This is a genomic window from Paenibacillus phoenicis, from assembly GCF_034718895.1.
Lineage (GTDB): Bacteria > Bacillota > Bacilli > Paenibacillales > Paenibacillaceae > Fontibacillus > Fontibacillus phoenicis.
In genome coordinates, this window is record NZ_JAYERP010000001.1 from 3091433 (window position 1) to 3113013 (window position 21581).

Below are 21581 nucleotides of genomic sequence, written 5' to 3' on the forward strand. Positions count from 1 at the left end.
AGATTTCCCTCCTTACTTTAAGCGATTTTATACCGATTCAAAAAATTGGAGCGGCTTGCTTTCAGGTGTTAATGTAACAAACGCTTTTTTCCATTCTGGAGTGTATCCGGAGTAGCGTCCGTAACGTTTCAACTTCCCGGGAACACGCAGGGTGTTTACGTTCTTCACCTTCACGCCGAAAATCGACTCAACTGCTTGTTTGATTTCCGTTTTGTTCGCGCGAATGTCTACTTCAAAGACATATTTCAGGTCGTTCATATATTCCGTGGAACGTTCCGTAATCACCGGGCGTTTGATAATATCGCGAGGATCCTTCATTACGCGAGCACCTCCTCTACCTTCTGAACTGCTTCTTTCGTAATGATCAGTTTGTCGTGCGTCAGCACGTCAAGAACATTAATGCCGTCTGCTGCCACGAACTTCACGCCTGGAATGTTACGAGCGGAAAGCGCAATGTTGTCGTCATAGTTAGGAGCTACAACCAGAGCTTTACGTTCCACTTTCAGGTTATTCAAGATCGCTGCAAATTCTTTCGTTTTTGGAGCATTCATCGCAAGGGCATCCAATACGATGATGTCCTGATCGATCACTTTCGACGAAAGCGCCGATTTGATCGCCAAACGACGAACTTTCTTAGGCAGTTTATAGGAATAGCTGCGCGGAGTTGGTCCGAATACCGTACCGCCGCCTTTCCATTGAGGAGCGCGGATCGAACCTTGGCGTGCACGACCTGTACCTTTTTGTTTCCAAGGTTTACGGCCGCCGCCACGAACTTCGGAGCGTCCTTTAACTTTGTGCGTACCGAAACGCAGGGAAGCACGTTGCATCACTACAGCTTCATGAAGAACATGCGTGTTCGGCTCAATTCCGAATACGGCATCGTTCAATTCTACTTCGCCCACTTGGCTACCGCTAATATTGAAAAGTGCTACTTTTGGCATTTGTTGTTCCTCCTTTCCTGAGGGTTAATTATTTCTTAGTAGTTTGTTTTACTTTAACGAAGCTGTTTTTCGGTCCAGGAATGGAACCTTTCACGAGCAAGACATTGCGTTCTGCATCGACTTTAACAACTTCAAGGTTTTGAATCGTTACAGTTTCATGTCCCATATGTCCAGGCAGGTTTTTACCTTTAAATACGCGGTTTGCTGCGATGGAACCCATGGAACCAGGTCTACGATGGTAACGGGAACCGTGAGCCATCGGGCCGCGGCTTTGTCCCCAGCGTTTGATTACGCCTTGGAACCCTTTACCTTTCGAAATACCTGTTACGTCAACAAATTCGCCTTCAGCAAAAATATCGACTTTGACCTCTTGGCCAACCTCGTATCCTGCCAAATCAACACCGCGAATTTCGCGAACGTAGCGCTTAGGCGTTGTGCCTGCTTTCTTTGCATGCCCAACTTCCGGCTTGTTAGCTCTAGCTTCCTTCTTATCGGAGTAGCCAAGCTGAATCGCTTCGTAACCGTCGTTCTCCAGGTCTTTCTTCTGCAGAACTACGTTAGAGCTAGCCTCAATAACCGTTACAGGAATGACATTCCCTTCCGGAGTAAACACTTGAGTCATACCAAGTTTCTTCCCTAAGATACCTTTCATGTTGACACCTCTTTTCCTTTCCTGGTTACCTTACAATAGTAGGTATTACAATTTAATTTCGATATCTACACCGGACGGCAGGTCCAAGCGCATCAAGGCATCCACAGTTTGTGGAGTCGGGTTCACAATGTCGATCAGACGCTTATGCGTACGTTGTTCGAATTGTTCCCGGGAATCCTTGTACTTGTGCACCGCACGGAGAATAGTAATCACTTGTTTCTCAGTTGGCAACGGGATCGGCCCGGATACGCCTGCACCCGAACGTTTTGCCGTTTCAACGATTTTCTCTGCGGATTGATCAAGAATTCTGTGGTCGTAAGCTTTCAAACGAATACGAATTTTTTGCTTTGCCATTTTAGTCCCTCCTTCTATCGCCCAATTTAGTATCGGACATACTCCGTGGAAATTTTCTGGCCACCCTCCCATGGCAAAGGGGCCGGGTGTGTCAGTAACCTCCCACATCATCGCAACGTCACAGAACAACATTCACTATTATATAGAAAAGGTAGGCGGAATGCAAGTATAATTCGCAAATTTTCATTCCCTAAATAAAGTAAAAGAGCTGCACTCCGAAATCGGAGAGCAGCTCCTTCTATCAGGCGGTTAAGCCTTCTTATTTGTTGATGGAAACAACGGCACCGGATCCAACTGTACGGCCGCCTTCACGGATGGAGAAGCGAGTTCCTTCTTCGATCGCGATCGGGGAGATCAGTTGAACGGTAACTTCGATGTTGTCGCCAGGCATAACCATTTCAGTTCCTTCTGGCAGGTTGATGATGCCAGTTACGTCCGTTGTACGGAAGTAGAACTGAGGACGGTAGCCGGAGAAGAACGGCTTATGGCGTCCGCCTTCTTCTTTCGTCAATACGTATACTTGAGCGGTGAACTCAGTATGCGGGTTAACGGTAGCTGGTTTAGCCAATACTTGACCGCGTTCGATTTCTTTACGGTCAATACCGCGAAGCAGAGCACCGATGTTGTCGCCCGCTTGAGCGGAGTCGAGCAACTTACGGAACATTTCAACGCCGGTAACGACGGATTTTTTCGTTTCTTCAACGATACCCACGATTTCAACTTCGTCGCCGACTTTAACCGTACCGCGTTCTACACGGCCAGTAGCAACTGTACCGCGGCCAGTGATCGAGAATACGTCCTCGACAGGCATCAGGAACGGTTTGTCGATTGGGCGCTCAGGCAGCGGAATGTACTCGTCGATCACTTCGAACATTTCGATGATCTTTTGAGCCCATTCGCCTTCTGGGTTTTGCAGAGCTTCACGAGCGGAACCGCGGATGATTGGAGTGTCGTCGCCTGGGAACTCGTATTCGTTCAGCAGGTCGCGAACTTCCATTTCAACCAGTTCAAGCAACTCTTCGTCTTCAACCATGTCGCATTTGTTCAAGAATACAACGATGTAAGGAACACCTACGTTACGGGACAGCAGGATGTGTTCGCGAGTTTGCGGCATTGGGCCGTCAGCTGCGGATACAACCAGGATAGCGCCGTCCATTTGAGCAGCACCGGTGATCATGTTTTTAACATAGTCGGCGTGCCCTGGGCAGTCAACGTGTGCGTAGTGGCGGTTGTTCGTTTCGTACTCAACGTGTGCCGTCGAGATTGTGATACCGCGTTCGCGTTCTTCTGGAGCTTTGTCGATTTGGTCGAAAGCTACGGCTGCACCGCCGTATTTTTTGGACAATACAGTCGTGATGGCCGCAGTCAGAGTTGTTTTACCATGGTCGACGTGACCAATCGTACCGATATTAACGTGCGGTTTTGTACGTTCGTATTTAGCCTTTGCCATTTTAAACAGTTCCTCCTTAAAATATGGATTGTTATGTGTGACCGATCAAAGGAGCATGCCCTTCGATCGGCAAATACATTAAATTATTCGGCCCCTTTATGCTTGGACACGATTTCTTCAGCGATGTTCTTCGGAACTTCTTCATAGTGGGAGAGTTCCATCGAGAACACGCCGCGTCCTTGTGTGCCGGAGCGAAGGGTCGTCGAGTAACCGAACATTTCGGAGAGAGGCACTTTCGCACGGATAATTTGCGCACCACCACGGGAATCCATACCTTCGATACGGCCACGGCGAGAGTTCAGCATACCCATAACGTCACCCATGTACTCCTCAGGTACCGTTACTTCAACTTTCATGATTGGCTCAAGCAGAACAGGTTGACATTTGTCTTTAGCTGCTTTCAGAGCCATCGAACCAGCGATCTTAAACGCCATTTCACTGGAGTCGACGTCATGGTAGGAACCATCGACGATCGTCGCTTTTACGTCAACAACCGGGAAGCCAGCAAGAACACCGTTCTGCATTGCTTCTTCGATACCTTGTTGAGCAGGTCCGATGTATTCTTTAGGAACAGCACCGCCGACGATTCTGCTGTCGAATTGGTTACCTGTACCTGGTTCGAGCGGTTCAAATTCAACCCAGACGTGACCGTATTGACCACGACCACCGGACTGACGTACGAACTTACCTTCAACGCGAGCCGGAACACGGAACGTTTCACGATAAGCAACCTGAGGTTTACCTACGTTCGTTTCTACTTTGAATTCACGGCGCATCCGATCGATGATGATATCCAGGTGAAGCTCACCCATACCTGCAAGGATCGTTTGTCCCGTTTCTTCATCTGTATGCGCACGAAGCGTTGGGTCTTCTTCCGTCAGTTTTGCAAGTGCAACGCCCATTTTGTCTTGGTCGGCTTTCGTCTTCGGTTCAACCGCGATTTCGATAACCGGCTCTGGGAAGTTCATCGATTCAAGAATAACCGGTGCCTTCTCATCACACAGTGTATCACCTGTACCGGTGTCTTTCAAACCTACAGCTGCAGCAATGTCACCAGCGTATACTTCGTTGATTTCTTGACGGTGGTTCGCATGCATTTGCAGGATCCGGCCGATCCGTTCGCGTTTACCTTTCGTTGCATTCAGCACGTAGGAACCGGATTGCAAAATACCGGAGTATACGCGGAAGAACGTCAGTTTACCCACGTAAGGGTCGGTCATGATTTTAAATGCCAGTGCCGCGAACGGCTCTTCGTCAGAAGAGTGACGTTCTACTTCTGTACCATCTTCCAGATGACCTTTGATGCTTGGTACATCAACTGGGGATGGCAAGTAATCGATGACGGCATCCAGCATCAGCTGAACCCCTTTGTTACGGTAGGAAGAACCGCAGATAACCGGGAAGATTTTAACTTCACAAACGCCCTTACGAAGCGCTGCTTTCAGTTCTTCAACGGTGATTTCCTCGCCTTCGAGGTATTTCATCGTCAAGTCTTCGTCCAGTTCAGCAACCTTCTCTACCAATTCCGCACGAAGTTCTTCAACTTGTGCAGCATATTCAGCAGGAATTTCTACTTCATCGATTTGTTGTCCCAGATCGTCTCTGTAGATATACGCTTTTTGAGAGATGATGTCGATAATCCCGACAAAATCATTTTCCGCACCGATTGGCAGTTGGATAGCCACTGCATTCGCTTGCAGACGATCGCGCATATCTTTAACGACGTTCAGGAAATCCGCACCGATGATATCCATTTTGTTGACGTAGGCAATCCGAGGAACACCATAGCGGTCAGCCTGTCTCCAAACGGTTTCAGACTGCGGCTCAACGCCTTCCTTCGCACTGAACACGCCTACAGCCCCGTCCAATACACGCAGGGAACGTTCGACTTCAACCGTGAAGTCGACGTGTCCCGGGGTATCGATGATATTTACGCGGTGACCTTTCCATTGAGCGGTCGTCGCTGCGGATGTAATCGTGATTCCGCGCTCTTGTTCTTGTTCCATCCAGTCCATCGTTGCCGCACCCTCGTGAACTTCCCCGATTTTGTGCGTACGGCCTGTGTAGAACAAGATCCGTTCCGTCGTGGTTGTCTTACCGGCGTCAATATGCGCCATGATCCCGATATTACGTGTATTTTTCAAGGAGAACTCTCTTGCCATGAATCTGTCTCCCTTCAAAATATAAATTTTGAAATACGGGCGTTATCCTACCAACGGTAGTGCGCGAACGCTTTGTTCGCTTCCGCCATTTTATGCGTATCTTCACGTTTCTTAACGGAAGCGCCTGTGTTGTTGGATGCGTCGATGATCTCGGCAGCCAAACGCTCTTCCATCGTCTTCTCACCGCGAGTGCGGGAGTAGTTTACGAGCCAACGTAATCCCAAGGATGTACGTCTCTCAGGTTTAACCTCAATCGGAACCTGGTAGTTTGCACCGCCGACACGACGAGCTTTAACTTCCAGTACAGGCATAATATTTTTGATCGCTGCTTCAAATACTTCCATTGGGTCATTCCCCGTACGTTCACGGATGATGTCGAACGCATTGTAAAGGATGCTTTGAGCAACGCCGCGTTTACCGTCGAGCATGATGCGGTTGATCAAGCGAGTAACCAATTTGCTGTTATACACTGGATCTGGCAACACGTCTCTCTTAGCAACTGGACCTTTGCGTGGCATAGTTTGTTATCCCCCTTTCAGTAAAAATTCAATCCTAGTAGTAGTTGTTCAAAAACCGTCTTTTGATCACCATGCACATCATGATGCTGGTTCGACTTCGAATCTTGAAATCAGCCGGACCTTCCGTTGCTCACGTAGAACTGTCTACGCTCCGCTACTCAGTCCCTAGCTTCATCCAACCTCCTCGGTGCTGAAAACCCGATTTTTGAACTCCCATTTAAAATTCCAAGCGATCTTATTTCTTCGCTTTTGGACGTTTCGCGCCGTATTTGGAACGAGCTTGCATCCGGTTGTTAACCCCAGCCGTATCCAATGCTCCGCGCACGATATGGTAACGGACACCCGGAAGGTCTTTGACCCGGCCGCCGCGAATCAGTACAACGCTGTGCTCTTGCAGGTTGTGTCCGATACCCGGAATGTAAGCCGTCACCTCTACACGGTTCGTCAAGCGAACACGGGCATATTTACGAAGCGCGGAGTTCGGTTTCTTCGGAGTCATCGTACCTACACGAGTGCAGACGCCGCGTTTTTGCGGAGAGCTCAAATCCGTAGCTTCGCGTTTCAGAGCGTTAAACCCTCTTTGCAGCGCTGGCGATTTGGATTTGTACACCTTATCTTGGCGTCCTTTACGTACTAATTGGTTAATTGTTGGCATGTTGTTGCCACCCCCTTCCTCAGAGTTCAAATCCATTTACAAACCACTTGTTTAAGCCCACAGACCCAGGCGGCTCATAAAAGAACAAAGGAAATGTTTTTGCCAAAGAGTCCTCCTCATTAGCAAAAACATTTTCGATCAACTATGACTTTACGATCACAGCCATCGCCGCTCCTACTTCAATCCCACAAGCCTTGCCGAGATTCGCCATCGTATCTACAAAGGTGACTTTCACGGCATGTTGGTTGCATAAGGCGACGATCCTTGACGTAAGGCGTGGATCTGCATTCTCAGCAACATAAACTTCCTCGGCCCGTCCAAGTTCAACCATTCGCATGGTCTGCTTGGTGCCGACCTTAATTGGTGCGTCCCGTAGTCCTTTATCATTAGACATCATAACGTCCTCCAAAGCACAGGGTTATCCGTACTCACGCACTATGATATAGTATCACTCCGCTATAGTAGGTGTCAAGCGAAATATTCAGCGGAATTTTCATAGAAAAAACAAGTCCGGCGCGCCCCGGATCAAACTCGCTTCAGGGTCGCGCCGGCTTATCTTCACCTTCGTCGTTATTCGATCGAAACAGGCTCCAAGCTTTCTTCCGTAACTTCGTCTTGTTCCGGCTCTTCGAATTGAATGTTGCGGTAGCGACTCATGCCGGTACCGGCCGGAATCAGCTTACCGATGATGACATTCTCTTTCAAGCCGAGCAGCTTGTCGACTTTGCCTTTGATCGCAGCGTCGGTAAGCACCCGCGTTGTTTCCTGGAAGGAAGCGGCGGACAAGAAGGAGTCGGTTTCCAGCGACGCTTTCGTAATCCCGAGCAGGACCGGTTTAGCCACTGCCGGCTCTTTGCCAGACAGAATCGCTTCTTTGTTGGCAGTTTCATACTCATGCAAGTCGACGAAAGACCCTGGCAGAAGCGGTGTATCGCCGGCATCCACGATCCGGATCTTGCGCAGCATTTGACGAATCATAACCTCAACGTGCTTGTCGTTGATTTCTACGCCTTGGTTCCGGTATACGCGTTGTACTTCCTGCAAAATATAGTTCTGTACGCCGCGAATCCCTTTGATGCGCAAAATTTCTTTCGGGTCGATGGAACCATCCGTCAGTTCGTCGCCGGCCTCGATCTCGTCGCCTTCGCTGACGCGCAGACGAGAACCGTAAGTAACGGAGTATACTTTCGTTTCCGCTTCGCCTTGAACCTCGATTTCGCGACGGTCCTTCGCTTCGCGGATTTCTTTGATCACGCCGTCAATCTCACTGATCGTTGCTTGACCTTTCGGATTCCGAGCTTCGAACAGCTCCTGAATCCGCGGAAGACCTTGGGTAATATCGTCACCCGCAACGCCCCCGGTATGGAACGTACGCATGGTGAGCTGGGTCCCTGGTTCACCGATCGATTGAGCCGCGATGATGCCGACAGCTTCCCCGATCTCCACGTGTTTCCCAGTAGCCAGGTTACGTCCGTAGCACTTCTTGCACACGCCGTGACGAGCGCGGCAGCTGAGCACGGAGCGGATTTGCAGCTTCGTAATTCCCGCGTTGACGATTTCATGCGCTTTGTCGGAATCGATCAGCTCGTTCCGGTGAATGATGATCTCGCCGGTTTCCGGATGGCGCACCGTTTCGAACGAGTAACGGCCTTCAATCCGGTCGTACAGATTTTCGATCACTTCTTTACCGTCTTGGATAACGCCAACGGTAAAGCCTTTATCCGTACCGCAATCCTCTTCGCGTACGATGACGTCTTGCGCCACGTCGACGAGACGACGGGTCAAGTAACCGGAGTCCGCAGTCCGCAACGCGGTATCCGCCAGACCTTTCCGGGCACCGTGCGTCGAAATAAAGTATTCCAAGACCGTGAGGCCTTCGCGGAAGTTCGATTTGATCGGCAATTCGATGATCCGGCCCGCCGGGTTCGCCATCAGGCCGCGCATACCGCCCAGCTGGGTGATCTGCGATTTGTTACCCCGCGCTTTAGAGTCGACCATCATCATGATGGAATTGTAGCGATCCATCGACTTCATCAGGATGTCGGTAATTTGATCCTTACACTTGGACCAGATATCGATAACGCGGTCGTAACGCTCTTCGTTGGTGATCAGACCGCGGCGGTATTGGTTGGTAACAACCCGTACCTTCTCCTCGGATTCGCGAAGGATTTCTTGCTTTTCCTTCGGAACAATAACGTCCGCCACCGCAATACTTACGCCGGCACGCGTGGAGTAAGTAAAGCCGGTTTGCTTGATTCTGTCCAGAATAACGGAGGTTTCCGTCGTTTGGTAGATTTCGAAGCAGCGGCCGATGATTTCGCCGAGGTATTCTTTGCCCACACCGCCTGGTTGCGGTGCAGCCATGATCCGTTCCACAACATTGGCGCCCTTCTCATAAATAAAGTAATGATCCGGAGTGCCTTGGAACAGGTTCGCACGTGTTGGTTCATTAATATATGGGAAGCTGGCCGGGAAAATCTCGTTGAAAATAATTTTACCAACGGTCGTAATCAGCAAAGCGTTTTGCTGTGCTTCCGTAAAGCTGGTTTTGCCCAGCGCTTTCGCCGGAATGGCTACCCGTGCATGCAACGAAGCGGTGCCGCGTTGATAAGCCGATACGGCTTCATTAACCGAAGACAGGATCATACCGGTACCTTTGGCTTCCTTGTTATCCATGGTCAGATAGTAGGAGCCGAGGACCATATCCTGCGAAGGCGTAACGACCGGTTTACCGTCTTTCGGGTTCAGGATGTTACCGGACGCCAGCATCAGGATGCGGGCTTCCGCCTGAGCTTCCGCGGACAACGGTACGTGCACGGCCATCTGGTCACCGTCGAAGTCAGCGTTGTACGCCGTACATACGAGCGGATGCAGACGGATAGCGCGGCCTTCCACCAGGATCGGTTCGAACGCCTGGATCCCGAGACGGTGAAGCGTAGGAGCACGGTTCAACAGAACCGGATGCTCTTTAATAACTTCCTCGAGCACGTCCCAAACTTCCGGACTCACGCGTTCTACTTTGCGTTTTGCACTCTTAATGTTATGTGCCAGACCTTTGTTCACCAACTCTTTCATGACGAAAGGCTTGAACAGCTCCAGCGCCATTTCTTTCGGCAAACCGCATTGGTACATTTTCAAGTACGGACCTACGACGATAACAGAACGACCGGAGTAGTCAACCCGTTTACCGAGCAGGTTCTGCCGGAAACGACCTTGTTTCCCTTTGAGCATGTGGCTCAAAGATTTCAACGGACGGTTGCCCGGACCCGTAACAGGACGGCCGCGGCGACCGTTGTCGATCAAGGCGTCAACGGCTTCTTGCAGCATCCGTTTCTCGTTCTGTACGATGATGTCCGGCGCGCCAAGGTCAAGCAGACGTTTCAACCGGTTGTTCCGGTTGATGACGCGGCGGTACAGATCGTTCAAGTCGGACGTCGCAAAACGGCCGCCATCGAGTTGAACCATCGGACGCAGCTCCGGCGGAATGACCGGAAGCACGTCGAGGATCATCCACTCCGGCTGGTTGCCGGAGCTTTTGAACGCTTCGATGACTTCCAAACGTTTGATCGCACGGTTGCGGCGTTGGCCTTGAGCCGTGCGCAATTCTTCTTTCAGGAATTCCAGCTCTTTGTCGATGTCGAGATCCTGAAGCAGCTTCTTCACAGCTTCCGCACCCATGCCGGCTTGGAATCCATATCCGTATTTCTCACGGTAGCTGCGGTATTCTTTCTCGGACAAAAGCTGCTTTTTCTCCAGCGGCGTTTCGCCTGGATCGGTTACGACATAAGATGCAAAATAAATGATCTCTTCCAGGGAACGCGGAGACATGTCGAGCGCAAGGCCCATCCGGCTCGGGATCCCTTTGAAGTACCAAATGTGAGATACCGGAGCTGCCAACTCGATATGCCCCATCCGTTCGCGGCGCACTTTCGCGCGAGTGACCTCAACGCCGCAGCGATCGCAGACAACGCCTTTGTATCGAACGCGTTTATATTTACCGCAATGACATTCCCAGTCTTTGGTCGGGCCAAAAATCTTTTCGCAGAACAGCCCTTCCTTCTCTGGCTTCAACGTGCGGTAGTTGATCGTTTCCGGTTTCTTTACTTCTCCGCGGGACCAAGAACGAATTTTATCTGGGGAAGCAAGCCCAATTTTCATAAACTCGAAGTTGTTGACGTCCAACAAGGAGCATCCCTCCTTAACCAAGTCCTGATTTGACTGTATAACGCTCTATTCTACGCCGACTTCCGCGCCTTCCAGATTGAGACTGAGCTTGTCGCTCGACGCATCGTCCTCGTCGTCGATCTCTTTCATCTCGATCTCTTCTTCGTTTTCGGTCAGGATCTTGACGTCCATACCCAAGCTTTGCAGCTCTTTGATCAAGACCTTAAACGATTCAGGCACGCCCGGTTCAGGCACGTTTTCCCCTTTAACGATGGATTCGTAGGTTTTCACCCGACCCACCACGTCATCCGATTTGACGGTAAGAATCTCTTGCAGCGTATAAGCAGCACCGTAAGCTTCGAGCGCCCATACTTCCATCTCCCCGAAACGCTGACCGCCGAACTGAGCTTTACCACCCAGCGGCTGCTGCGTAACGAGCGAGTAAGGACCTGTCGAGCGAGCATGGATCTTATCGTCAACCATGTGCGCCAGCTTGATCATGTGCATGACACCAACGGTAACTTCACGTTCAAACGGTTCACCTGTGCGGCCATCGTACAGGATCGTTTTACCGTTCCGCTGCATGCCGGCTTCTTCCATCGTATCGAATACGTCTTCTTCATTGGCGCCGTCGAATACTGGCGTTGCCACGTGAATCCCCATCTGCAGGGCGGCCATACCCAAGTGAATCTCCAGCACCTGCCCGATGTTCATCCGCGAAGGTACGCCCAGTGGATTCAGGACAACCTGTACCGGCGTTCCGTCTGGCATAAATGGCATATCTTCTTCCGGCAAAATCCGAGCCACGACCCCTTTGTTACCATGGCGTCCGGCCATCTTATCGCCTTCGGAGATTTTCCGTTTCTGCGCAATGTACACCCGAACGAGCTGATTAACGCCTGGCGGCAATTCGTCGCCGTTCTCGCGGGTAAACACCTTCACGTCAACAACAATCCCGTCGGTACCGTGAGGTACACGCAGGGAAGTATCACGAACTTCGCGAGCTTTCTCACCAAAGATGGCGTGCAGCAAGCGTTCTTCTGCCGTCAGTTCCGTTACGCCTTTAGGCGTTACTTTACCAACCAGGATGTCGCCGGCAGCAATTTCCGCACCAACGCGGATAATACCGCGTTCATCCAGATTACGCAGCGCTTCTTCGCCGACGTTCGGGATGTCGCGAGTAATTTCTTCCGGTCCCAGCTTCGTGTCGCGGGCTTCGGATTCGTATTCCTCGATATGGATCGAAGTATATACGTCTTCCTTCACCAGCTTCTCGCTCAGCAGGATCGCATCCTCGTAGTTGTAACCTTCCCAAGTCATAAAGGCAACGACCACGTTGCGGCCCAGTGCCAATTCGCCCAGTTCCGTCGATGGACCGTCCGCCAGGATGTCACCCTTCTTAACAATGTCGCCCCGTTTGACGATCGGACGTTGGTTAATACAGGTTCCTTGGTTAGAACGCATAAATTTGTGCAACTTATATTTCACAAGGTCGCCTTTGACTTCTTTCCCGTCTACGACTTCGATACGGCGAAGCCAAATTTGGTTCGCTTCCGACCGTTCGATGATCCCGTCATATTTCGACACGATGCAGACGCCGGAGTCTTTCGCAGCCTTGTGTTCCATCCCCGTACCAACAAGCGGAGCTTTAGGAACAAGCAACGGCACCGCTTGACGCTGCATGTTCGAACCCATGAGCGCACGGTTAGAGTCGTCGTTCTCCAAGAATGGAATCAGCGCTGTAGCGACGGATACAACCTGTTTCGGCGAAATATCCATGTAGTCTACGCGGCTGCTTGGCATCGTCAAGATGTTATCCGATTGCTTGTTGTAACGAACGATGACGAACTCGTCTTCGAACTTGTTGTCTGGCGTCAGCTTCGCGTTCGCTTGCGCAATGACATAGTTGTCTTCTTCGTCGGCCGTCAGGTAGGCCACTTGATCCGTAACGGTTCCCGTCTTCGGATCAACCCATCGATACGGCGCTTCGATGAAGCCATACTCATTGATTCGCGCATAAGTAGACAGGGAGTTGATCAAACCGATGTTCGGACCTTCCGGCGTTTCGATCGGACACATCCGGCCATAGTGGGACGGGTGAACGTCACGCACTTCCATGCCGGCACGTTCCCGAGTCAAACCGCCTGGACCGAGCGCAGACAAACGGCGTTTGTGCGTCAGTTCAGCGAGCGGGTTCGTTTGGTCCATAAACTGAGACAGCTGCGAGCTGCCGAAGAACTCTTTGATCGACGCGATGACAGGACGGATATTTATGAGCGCCTGCGGCGTAATCACGTTCGCATCCTGAATCGACATTCTTTCGCGCACGACACGTTCCATCCGGGACAAGCCGATGCGGAATTGGTTCTGCAGAAGCTCACCAACGGAGCGCAGACGACGGTTACCCAGATGGTCGATATCGTCCGTGCTGCCGATGCCGTGCAGCAGATTGATAAAATAGCTGATCGAAGAAATAATATCAGCAGGTGTAATATGCTTCACCGATTTATCGATATTGCGGTTCGCGATTACCTTAACCACTTTACCGTCTTCAATCGGGGAGAATACGTCGATAGTTTGCAGCGGCACATCATCTACGTCAAGGACGCCGCCGGCAACATGGTAGTTCTTGAAGCCAACGCCGTTCTCAAGGTACGGTAAAATTTCATCCAGCAAGCGGCGGTCAACCATTTGACCGGCTTCGGCGATAATTTCACCCGTCGTCGTATCAATCAGCGTCTCAGCAAGACGTTGGTTGAATAAGCGATTCTTGATGTGCAGCTTTTTATTGATTTTATAACGACCGACATTCGCCAGATCGTAACGTTTTGGATCGAAGAAGCGCGCTACCAGCAAGCTCTTCGCATTCTCAAGCGTCGGCGGTTCACCCGGACGCAAACGTTCATAGATCTCGATCAAGGCTTTCTCTGTCGAATCCGTATTGTCTTTATCCAGCGTATTGCGGATATACTCGTCGTTGCCGAGCAAATCCAAAATTTCCGCATCGGTTCCGAAGCCAAGCGCACGCAGCAACACGGTTACCGGAATTTTGCGGGTGCGGTCGATCCGCACGTAGATAATATCTTTCGCATCCGTCTCCAACTCGAGCCAAGCGCCGCGGTTAGGGATAACGGTTGCGGTGTACATTTTCTTACCGTTCTTATCCACTTTCGTACTGAAATAGACGCTAGGAGAGCGAACCAACTGGCTGACAATAACCCGTTCCGCACCGTTAATAATAAACGTACCGGTTTCGGTCATCAGCGGGAAATCTCCCATGAACACTTCCTGCTCTTTGACTTCGCCGGTTTCCTTATTAATGAGCCGGACTTTTACCCGAAGCGGCGCCGCATAGGTAACGTCGCGTTCTTTCGCGTCATCCACCGTATACTTCGGTTCGCCCAGGCTGTAATCGATAAACTCCAACACCAGATTTCCGGTGAAATCCTGAATTGGCGAGATATCTTGGAACATTTCCCGAAGACCTTCTTCCAAGAACCACTCATAGGATTTCTGTTGGATTTCGATCAGGTTCGGTACTTCGAGTATCTCGTTAATTCGCGCATAACTACGCCGAGTGCGTCGACCATATTGAACAAGATGTCCTGCCAACTTAAACTCACCCCTCATGTCTACTCACTTAAAAATACATTGCGAACCCGTGTTTGTGCCCTTATAATAGACCCATACGGATTCATCCACAAATAAAGAAAAGCCCTTATCGAATGCTTTCGAAAAAAGAGCATCATTTATCCGTGTCTGTTTCTGCTCTGATGTCCTCATAATCATTAGTTTATCCAAAATGTGCATATTATACGTAGAACGACACATTTTTATGCATTGTTCCCGTAAAACTATTGACATTTCAGCAAACTAAAGCCACAGAGGGCATCCTAATGCTGACATTTTATAATAATAACATATCGGATTTGTCAAGTCAACCTTCGTCTTTAACCGCCCGATAAATGCGGTACCCCTTGTCCTTGGTCACTTCCACCACTCGGGAAAACAGCGACTCCAACTTCTCCTTCGCCGACGGCGCCCCTTGTTTCTTCTGAATAACCACCCATAACGATCCTCCAGAACGCAACCGTTCATAGGCACCTTCAAAAATGGCATGCACCGTAGCTTTACCAGCCCGAATCGGCGGATTGGTCAACACCACGTCGAACTTCCGATTCTCTATCGCCGAGAACAAATCGCTTTCCAACACGGTGACGTTGTTCACACCGTTCGCAGCAGCATTCTCTTTCGCTAATTCAACAGCCCGGGAGTTCACATCGATCATCGTCACATGACCCTTGGTCGCCAGCCTCGCCGCTGCCAGTCCGATCGGTCCATATCCGCAGCCTACATCCAGTACCTCCGCATCCTCTGGAATATCCATGGCTTCAATTAAGGTACGACTGCCGAAGTCAACGCCTCCCTTAGCAAAAACGCCGGCATCGCTGACGAAGCGGTAGCTTTGCCCCCGCAACACTGTATCCCAGGTTTTCCGATTATGCGCCGCAGTCGGTTGGCTTGCGTAGTAGTGATCCGCCATGTTTTCTTGTTTCCCTCCATTAGCATCTAGTCATCTATCTGTACTCGTCCCCTATTATATCCATTTCCACATATTCATGTAAGGGGAGAAAGGCAACAAACCCCTTGAATCAAATTCAAGGGGTTTGTGATCGAGAAACAAGCTACTACTTCAGTTCTACAGTTGCGCCTGCTTCTTCCAGTTTTGCTTTGATGCTGTCTGCTTCTTCTTTGCCTACTTTTTCTTTCAGCGGTTTTGGAGCGTTGTCAACCAGGTCTTTGGCTTCTTTCAAGCCGAGGCCAGTGATTTCGCGAACCACTTTGATAACGTTGATTTTGGAAGCACCAGCGTTAGTCAGGATTACGTCGAATTCGGATTGTTCTTCAGCTGCGCCGCCGCCAGCTGCACCGCCGCCAGCTACAACAACCGGAGCTGCTGCAGTTACGCCGAATTCTTCTTCGATTGCTTTAACGAGATCGTTCAGTTCAAGAACGGTCATACCTTTGATTGCTTCCAAGATTGCTTCTTTACTCATGGTAGAACCTCCATTATATAATAGTTTGTTTGTTGCGAATCAGATAACTTGCATCCGCAAGGCTAACTTACGCGCTTGCTTCTTCTTTCTCGGCAACGGCTTTGACAGCCAGTGCGAAGTTGCGAACAGGTGCTTGAAGTACGCTGAGGAGCATCGAAAGCAGACCTTCGCGGGAAGGAAGATCCGCGAGCGCTTTGATTTGGTCGACGCCAACAACACGGCCTTCAACCACGCCACCTTTAACTTTCAGAGCATCGTTCTTCTTGGCGAATTCGCTCAAGATTTTCGCTGGAGCTACTGCATCTTCCTTACTGAACGCGATGGCCGTAGGACCGGTCAACACTTCGTCCAGCTCGGTCAATTCCGCAGCAGCCGTAGCGCGGCGAATGAGCGTGTTCTTCAGCACTTGGAATTCCACGCCAGCTTCACGAAGCTGTTTGCGGAGTTCGGTAACTTGAGCAACATTCAATCCGCGATAATCCGCAACGACGGTCGTTGCGCTTTCGCGCAATTTGGACGTTACAGCTTCAACGGCTTCTTGTTTTGCTTGAATGACTTTTGCGTTTGCCAAACTGCACACCTCCTATTAGATTCATGAGCCTCTTGCTACTTCCGCAAGGCATTGAAAAAAGCCTCCGCAGAATCACGAAGGCTTTGATGGATCATCCGCACACAGCCCAGCTGTGTACAGCGACGTTCTATCACAACACCTCGGTAGGAAATTAAGCCTCACGGCACCTACTGTCTACGGTAAGCATATTCATATTTAAGTCTCACTTCAAAACAACTGTTTCAGTATACCAAGGCGACACCGTGGTGTCAATCCCCGTTCCGTCAAGAACGAAAGGTATTATCTGTAAGCAGCTGTATTTACGCGAGCGCTTGGGCCCATGGTCGAAGAAATCGCGATATTCTTCAAGTAAACGCCCTTCGCAGCGGCCGGTTTAGCCCGGTTCAATGCGTCGATGAGAGCCTTGAGGTTCTCATTCAATTGTTCGGCAGTAAAGGATACTTTACCGATTGGCGCATGAATTTGACCCGCTTTGTCCAGACGGTACTCGATTTTACCGGCTTTGATTTCTTGAACGGCTTTCGCTACGTCAAACGTAACTGTGCCTGCTTTCGGGTTAGGCATAAGGCCTTTACCACCGAGCAGACGGCCGAGTTTACCAACTTCGCTCATCATGTCCGGTGTAGCTACGCAGACATCGAACTCGAACCAGCCTTGTTGGATTTTGTTGATCATGTCTTGATCGCCGACGAAATCTGCTCCGGCTGCTTCTGCTTCCTTCGCTTTGTCGCCTTTGGCGAATACCAATACGCGTTGGGTTTTGCCCGTGCCATGCGGCAGAACAACGACACCACGAACGGCTTGGTCTTGTTTACGAGGGTCTACGCCCAAACGAACTGCAGCTTCAACGGTTTCGTCGAATTTTGCAGTCGCTGCCTTCTTCACCAGTTCAACGGCTTCCAAAGGCTCATACGTCGCTTCGCTGTCAATCAGCTTAGCGGCTTCCAGGTATTTCTTACCGTGTTTAGCCATGAATTCGTCCTCCTATGTGGTATTAGCGGAAATTCCTCCCACTGTTGATGGGTCATATAAACAAGCTTCGCTCATCTATAAAACTCCATCCGAGGATGAAATTTAATCACGTGAATTCAGATTAAGAAATTTCATCCATTCGACCAAGATTAGTCTTGGATCGCGATGCCCATGCTGCGGGCAGTACCTTCAACCATACGCATAGCCGCTTCAACGGATGCTGCGTTAAGATCAGGCATTTTTTGCTCCGCGATTTGACGAACGGTGTCGCGTTTCACGGTAGCCACTTTCTTCTTGTTCGGTTCGCCAGAACCTTTCTCGATCTTCGCTGCAACACGAAGCAGAACGGCCGCCGGTGGAGTTTTGGTGATGAATGTAAAAGAGCGGTCTTCAAACACCGAAATTTCAACCGGAATGATCAAACCTGCTTGATCGGCAGTACGTGCGTTGAATTCCTTACAGAATGCCATGATGTTGACACCTGCTTGACCCAGCGCCGGACCTACCGGAGGTGCAGGGTTCGCTTTCCCCGCAGGAATTTGCAGTTTTACCACTTTGATAACTTTTTTCGCCATGTAAAACACCTCCTTGCCCTAATAGTGGTAAACGGAAGCCTTGCGGCCCCTCCCACTTTGAAACCCTAAGAAACCTTTAGAAGCTGCAAAATTATATCTTCTCCACCTGAGAGTAATCCAGCTCAAGCGGGGTTTCTCGTCCAAACATGTTGACGTGAACCTTAACCTTGCTCTTGTCGGTCAGAATTTCCTCAATTGAGCCTACAAAATTGGCAAATGGACCAACTTTGATGCGCACATTTTCCTTGAGCTCAAATTCGATGACCGGCTTTGGTTCCTCCATGCCCATATGCGCCAGAATCTGATCCACTTCTTCAGGGAGCAACGGCGTTGGCTTGGAACCGGAACCCGTAGAGCCGACGAACCCGGTGACTCCCGGCGTGTTGCGAACAACATACCAAGAATCGTCGGTTTGGATCATTTCCACCAAGACGTAACCGGGGTAAACTTTACGCATGACAGTCTTCTTCTTACCGTCTTTGTTCACCACTTCTTCTTCCATTGGAACAAGAACGCGGAATATCTTGTCTTCCATGCCCATGGACTCGACGCGTTTTTCCAAATTGGCTTTGACTTTGTTCTCATACCCGGAATAGGTATGAACGACGTACCATCTTTTTTCCATATCAAGCCACCTAGGGACCCTTCTTAAATTATCGCTTCGATCACAGCAGAAATGCCGATGTCCAGAACCCAAAAATAAATCGCGACAACGGTAATTGTACCGAGCACAATCAGCGTATAATTAGTCAGCTCTTTACGATTAGGCCAGCGAACCTTTTTAAGCTCAGCCCAGCTCTCAGAGAAAAAAGAAAACAACGACTTGAAACTACGTTTCATGCGCGACTACACCTCCAAGGACTATCTGGTTTCGCGATGAGGAACTTGCTCGTTGCAGAACTTGCAATATTTCTTCATCTCCATGCGGTCGGGGTGGTTACGCTTGTTTTTCGTTGTCGTGTAGTTTCTTTGTTTGCAATTCGTACAAGCCAACGTAATTATTACCCGCATGATGTGCACCTCCCGAAGACATTCTTTAATGAGCTGTCTCTATATTGACCTAAAATCGAATGTTCGCCACCTAAAAAAGGGAAACACAAAATTAGGCCTACCTAAAACACTTTATCATATGGCACAACCCGTGTCAACGAGGCATCCTGCTAATGCTCTACGATTATTTACAGTATAGCTCACGATTTTGGAAGATAAACCCTGGGGAGAGAAATCGATGGGGACAACCCTTCAGCAAAGTGAAGGAGAAAAAGCAGATGTATCAAGCGAATCCGTGCGGCTTCGCCTCTGGTGGGGGAAGTAAAGAACCGTGTCGCCGTGGTAAAAAAAGGGTTCCCTGCAACCAGGTCACCCTTGGGTCTGCTTATTGAATGGTATGTAGCGTTATGATGAAAAGAATAAGTTCAGATACCGCCGTCGCGAACTTCCAGATAACGCTCCAGCTTGCGCTTGACGCGCTGCAGGGCGTTGTCGATCGATTTGACGTGGCGATTCAAATCCACCGCGATCTCCTGATAGGACCTTCCGTCCAAATACAGCATAAGCACTTTGCGCTCCAAATCGCTGAGGATCTCGGACATCTTGTCCTCCAGGCCGGTAAACTCTTCCTGGTTGATGATCAATTCTTCCGGATCGCTCACCTGAGAGCCGCAAATGACGTCGAGCAACGTTCGGTCCGATTCCTCATCGTAGATCGGCTTGTCCAAGGAAACGTACGAATTCAGCGGAATATGCTTCTGCCTCGTTGCCGTCTTGATCGCGGTAATGATCTGGCGCGTAATGCACAGCTCCGCGAACGCTTTGAACGAAGCAAGCTTATCCCCCCGAAAGTCCCGGATCGATTTGTAGAGTCCGATCATGCCTTCCTGTATGATATCTTCGCGGTCGGCACCGATGAGAAAATAAGACCTAGCCTTAGCGCGCACGAAGCTCCGATACTTGTTGATCAAGTATTCCAACGCTTCACTGTCGCCTTCCCGAACCGCCTCGACAATGTCTTCGTCACTTTGGATCTCATAGTCAAACCTTACCCATGTATCGAGTTTGACACTCACCACAAATCCCTCCGGCCGCAACGCACGGTTCCCCGTCACTCATTCAAGTAATACGAACAGTATATATGAAGGTGCATACTAGCGTCAACCGCAAAAGTACCAAAAGATGTAAAGTCGAACTTTGTCAAGGGTATATGGTAGCAGAACTCGAGAATGCCCTTTCATTCCCTACGCCATCGTTCAAACAACTGTCTCAGCTCCGGACTTAGCTTGGCATCCAGCGTATTGCGGCTGGAATTGGCGCTGCGCTCAGCGATTTTGGCCTGGATTTCCTTCTCGCTTTGCTCCACCTGGATCAAGAGTTCCCTGGCCGAAATCCGCAGTGCGCCCTGTCCAAAAATCACATGCTGCTCCACCATATCGCTCGTGGCAACATAGATTTGCCGGCGACGGTGGCTCAGCTCGCCGACCAGCCGTTCAATGCATTCGTCCGCCGTTTCCTTCTCCTTGGTGAATACCAGCTCCACCTTGTTTTGGGTATAGGACTTTCCCAGCCCCGGAACCCGATAAGCATCAAAGACGACGATCACCTTTCTCCCGGAAAAAGCTTGATAATCGGCGAGCCGCTCAAGCAGCCTGTCCCTTGCGGCTTGCAGATCCCGCTTGGACAGTTCCGCCAGCTCGGGCCAGCCGCCGATCATATTGTATCCGTCAACCAATAGCACATCGCGCACATCGCGCATGCCTTTATCCTTCAGCGCGTCGTCTGCGCAGCACTTCGTACATAATGACCCCGGCGGCAACCGAGGCGTTCAGGGAATTGAGCCGTCCGTTCATCGGGAGCTTGACCAGGACGTCGCACGTTTCCCGAACGAGGCGCCCCATACCTTTGTTCTCATTGCCGATGACGATCGCCACCGGCCCAGTCAGCACGTTGCCGCTGCGGTACATCTCTTCTTTTGCGCCTACGTCTGTACCAACGATCCATACGCCTGCTTCCTTCAATTGCCCCATGGTCTGAACCAAATTCGTTACTCGTGCCACGGGAACGTACTCCACCGCTCCGGCCGAGGTTTTCGATACGGTGGCAGTCACCGCCGCCGAGCGGCGTTTAGGAATGATCACTCCATGCACCCCGGTACACTCTGCCGTCCGGAGAATCGAGCCCAGATTATGCGGGTCTTCGATCTCGTCCAGAATCAGCAAGAAAGGCGGTTCCCCGCGTTCCTGCGCACGGGCTAGCAAATCGTCCACTTCCGCGTAGGCGTAAGGGGCAACTTGAGCGACCACGCCCTGATGCTGCAAGCCCGGCGCCATTTGGTCCAGCTTGCGCTTGTCCACAAATTGCACGACAATGCCGTGTTTTTTCGCTTCAGCCACGATCGGCTGGGTGAGATGCTTCTGGGCGCCTTCGGCTACCCATATTTTATTGATTGTGCGGCCAGCATGCAGCGCTTCAAGCAGCGAATGCTTGCCGCCAATCCATTCTTGTTCCTCCATCGGA

At 50.4% G+C, this 21581-nt stretch carries 22 protein-coding genes and 1 other annotated feature; all 22 genes read right to left on the minus strand.

Translation table 11 applies throughout. The annotated features are described in order from the left end of the window. Nucleotides 1-27 precede the first annotated feature (27 nt). Nucleotides 28-318, minus strand: a complete 291-nt coding sequence (gene rplW / locus U9M73_RS14820) for a 50S ribosomal protein L23 (RefSeq protein WP_016310716.1) — start codon at nt 316-318, stop codon at nt 28-30. Continuing rightward, nucleotides 318-941, minus strand: a complete 624-nt coding sequence (gene rplD / locus U9M73_RS14825) for a 50S ribosomal protein L4 (protein WP_260071425.1) — start codon at nt 939-941, stop codon at nt 318-320. Before rplD ends, rplW begins: the two co-directional genes overlap by 1 nt. A 28-nt stretch (nt 942-969) precedes the next feature. Beyond that, nucleotides 970-1593: a 50S ribosomal protein L3 gene (gene rplC, locus U9M73_RS14830; protein ID WP_009226638.1), complete on the minus strand. Its 624-nt coding sequence runs from the start codon at nt 1591-1593 to the stop codon at nt 970-972. Nucleotides 1594-1638: 45 nt separating this feature from the next. Next, entirely contained in the window at nt 1639-1947 is a 309-nt protein-coding gene (rpsJ, locus tag U9M73_RS14835) for a 30S ribosomal protein S10 (RefSeq protein WP_009226637.1), read from the minus strand. A 259-nt stretch (nt 1948-2206) separates the two neighbouring features. Next, nucleotides 2207-3397: an elongation factor Tu gene (tuf, locus tag U9M73_RS14840; protein ID WP_260071424.1), complete on the minus strand. Its 1191-nt coding sequence runs from the start codon at nt 3395-3397 to the stop codon at nt 2207-2209. 83 nt (nt 3398-3480) lie between these two features. Further along, nucleotides 3481-5559, minus strand: a complete 2079-nt coding sequence (fusA, locus tag U9M73_RS14845; RefSeq protein ID WP_260071423.1) for an elongation factor G — start codon at nt 5557-5559, stop codon at nt 3481-3483. Nucleotides 5560-5606: 47 nt separating this feature from the next. Further along, a complete protein-coding gene (gene rpsG, locus U9M73_RS14850; protein WP_009226634.1) occupies nt 5607-6077 on the minus strand; it encodes a 30S ribosomal protein S7 in 471 nt (156 codons plus the stop codon). 235 nt (nt 6078-6312) lie between these two features. Next, on the minus strand, nt 6313-6732 hold the full coding sequence (gene rpsL / locus U9M73_RS14855; RefSeq protein WP_009226633.1) for a 30S ribosomal protein S12: 420 nt from the start codon (nt 6730-6732) through the stop codon (nt 6313-6315). Between the two features lie 142 nt (nt 6733-6874). Then, nucleotides 6875-7126, minus strand: a complete 252-nt coding sequence (locus U9M73_RS14860; RefSeq protein WP_028539488.1) for a ribosomal L7Ae/L30e/S12e/Gadd45 family protein — start codon at nt 7124-7126, stop codon at nt 6875-6877. Nucleotides 7127-7302: 176 nt separating this feature from the next. Then, nucleotides 7303-10917, minus strand: a complete 3615-nt coding sequence (rpoC, locus tag U9M73_RS14865; RefSeq protein ID WP_036646409.1) for a DNA-directed RNA polymerase subunit beta' — start codon at nt 10915-10917, stop codon at nt 7303-7305. 45 nt (nt 10918-10962) lie between these two features. Then, nucleotides 10963-14508, minus strand: coding sequence for a DNA-directed RNA polymerase subunit beta (gene rpoB, locus U9M73_RS14870; RefSeq protein WP_260071422.1), 3546 nt, complete (start codon nt 14506-14508; stop codon nt 10963-10965). 325 nt (nt 14509-14833) lie between these two features. Continuing rightward, nucleotides 14834-15439, minus strand: coding sequence for a class I SAM-dependent methyltransferase (locus U9M73_RS14875; RefSeq protein WP_323077863.1), 606 nt, complete (start codon nt 15437-15439; stop codon nt 14834-14836). A 145-nt stretch (nt 15440-15584) separates the two neighbouring features. Next, on the minus strand, nt 15585-15953 hold the full coding sequence (gene rplL / locus U9M73_RS14880) for a 50S ribosomal protein L7/L12 (RefSeq protein WP_009226628.1): 369 nt from the start codon (nt 15951-15953) through the stop codon (nt 15585-15587). A 67-nt stretch (nt 15954-16020) separates the two neighbouring features. After that, on the minus strand, nt 16021-16524 hold the full coding sequence (rplJ, locus tag U9M73_RS14885) for a 50S ribosomal protein L10 (protein ID WP_016310706.1): 504 nt from the start codon (nt 16522-16524) through the stop codon (nt 16021-16023). 44 nt (nt 16525-16568) lie between these two features. Further along, nucleotides 16569-16722: a sequence feature (ribosomal protein L10 leader region), on the minus strand. An 81-nt stretch (nt 16723-16803) separates the two neighbouring features. Continuing rightward, nucleotides 16804-17496, minus strand: a complete 693-nt coding sequence (gene rplA / locus U9M73_RS14890) for a 50S ribosomal protein L1 (protein WP_009226626.1) — start codon at nt 17494-17496, stop codon at nt 16804-16806. A gap of 149 nt (nt 17497-17645) precedes the next feature. After that, nucleotides 17646-18071, minus strand: coding sequence for a 50S ribosomal protein L11 (gene rplK, locus U9M73_RS14895; protein WP_036646403.1), 426 nt, complete (start codon nt 18069-18071; stop codon nt 17646-17648). A 91-nt stretch (nt 18072-18162) separates the two neighbouring features. Continuing rightward, nucleotides 18163-18696: a transcription termination/antitermination protein NusG gene (gene nusG / locus U9M73_RS14900; protein WP_009226624.1), complete on the minus strand. Its 534-nt coding sequence runs from the start codon at nt 18694-18696 to the stop codon at nt 18163-18165. 23 nt (nt 18697-18719) lie between these two features. Continuing rightward, nucleotides 18720-18911 carry a preprotein translocase subunit SecE gene (secE, locus tag U9M73_RS14905; RefSeq protein ID WP_009226623.1) on the minus strand — a complete coding sequence of 64 codons (192 nt, stop codon included), beginning with the start codon at nt 18909-18911 and terminating at the stop codon, nt 18720-18722. Between the two features lie 21 nt (nt 18912-18932). Beyond that, nucleotides 18933-19082: a 50S ribosomal protein L33 gene (rpmG, locus tag U9M73_RS14910; RefSeq protein WP_009226622.1), complete on the minus strand. Its 150-nt coding sequence runs from the start codon at nt 19080-19082 to the stop codon at nt 18933-18935. 404 nt (nt 19083-19486) lie between these two features. Next, a complete protein-coding gene (gene sigH / locus U9M73_RS14915) occupies nt 19487-20140 on the minus strand; it encodes an RNA polymerase sporulation sigma factor SigH (RefSeq protein ID WP_009226621.1) in 654 nt (217 codons plus the stop codon). 158 nt (nt 20141-20298) lie between these two features. Beyond that, nucleotides 20299-20820, minus strand: coding sequence for an NYN domain-containing protein (locus tag U9M73_RS14920; RefSeq protein ID WP_016310701.1), 522 nt, complete (start codon nt 20818-20820; stop codon nt 20299-20301). A gap of 4 nt (nt 20821-20824) precedes the next feature. Continuing rightward, nucleotides 20825-21577, minus strand: a complete 753-nt coding sequence (rlmB, locus tag U9M73_RS14925) for a 23S rRNA (guanosine(2251)-2'-O)-methyltransferase RlmB (RefSeq protein ID WP_323077864.1) — start codon at nt 21575-21577, stop codon at nt 20825-20827. Between the last annotated feature and the right edge of the window lie 4 nt (nt 21578-21581).

Bases quoted from the DNA above. Each gene is read 5' to 3' on its own strand.
- rplW (WP_016310716.1), bottom strand. From the start codon at position 318: ATGAAGGATCCTCGCGATATTATCAAACGCCCGGTGATTACGGAACGT.
- rplD (WP_260071425.1), bottom strand. From the start codon at position 941: ATGCCAAAAGTAGCACTTTTCAATATTAGCGGTAGCCAAGTGGGCGAA.
- rplC (WP_009226638.1), bottom strand. From the start codon at position 1,593: ATGAAAGGTATCTTAGGGAAGAAACTTGGTATGACTCAAGTGTTTACT.
- rpsJ (WP_009226637.1), bottom strand. From the start codon at position 1,947: ATGGCAAAGCAAAAAATTCGTATTCGTTTGAAAGCTTACGACCACAGA.
- tuf (WP_260071424.1), bottom strand. From the start codon at position 3,397: ATGGCAAAGGCTAAATACGAACGTACAAAACCGCACGTTAATATCGGT.
- fusA (WP_260071423.1), bottom strand. From the start codon at position 5,559: ATGGCAAGAGAGTTCTCCTTGAAAAATACACGTAATATCGGGATCATG.
- rpsG (WP_009226634.1), bottom strand. From the start codon at position 6,077: ATGCCACGCAAAGGTCCAGTTGCTAAGAGAGACGTGTTGCCAGATCCA.
- rpsL (WP_009226633.1), bottom strand. From the start codon at position 6,732: ATGCCAACAATTAACCAATTAGTACGTAAAGGACGCCAAGATAAGGTG.
- U9M73_RS14860 (WP_028539488.1), bottom strand. From the start codon at position 7,126: ATGTCTAATGATAAAGGACTACGGGACGCACCAATTAAGGTCGGCACC.
- U9M73_RS14875 (WP_323077863.1), bottom strand. From the start codon at position 15,439: ATGGCGGATCACTACTACGCAAGCCAACCGACTGCGGCGCATAATCGG.
- rplL (WP_009226628.1), bottom strand. From the start codon at position 15,953: ATGAGTAAAGAAGCAATCTTGGAAGCAATCAAAGGTATGACCGTTCTT.
- rplA (WP_009226626.1), bottom strand. From the start codon at position 17,496: ATGGCTAAACACGGTAAGAAATACCTGGAAGCCGCTAAGCTGATTGAC.
- rplK (WP_036646403.1), bottom strand. From the start codon at position 18,071: ATGGCGAAAAAAGTTATCAAAGTGGTAAAACTGCAAATTCCTGCGGGG.
- nusG (WP_009226624.1), bottom strand. From the start codon at position 18,696: ATGGAAAAAAGATGGTACGTCGTTCATACCTATTCCGGGTATGAGAAC.
- secE (WP_009226623.1), bottom strand. From the start codon at position 18,911: ATGAAACGTAGTTTCAAGTCGTTGTTTTCTTTTTTCTCTGAGAGCTGG.
- rpmG (WP_009226622.1), bottom strand. From the start codon at position 19,082: ATGCGGGTAATAATTACGTTGGCTTGTACGAATTGCAAACAAAGAAAC.
- U9M73_RS14920 (WP_016310701.1), bottom strand. From the start codon at position 20,820: ATGCGCGATGTGCGCGATGTGCTATTGGTTGACGGATACAATATGATC.
- rlmB (WP_323077864.1), bottom strand. From the start codon at position 21,577: ATGGAGGAACAAGAATGGATTGGCGGCAAGCATTCGCTGCTTGAAGCG.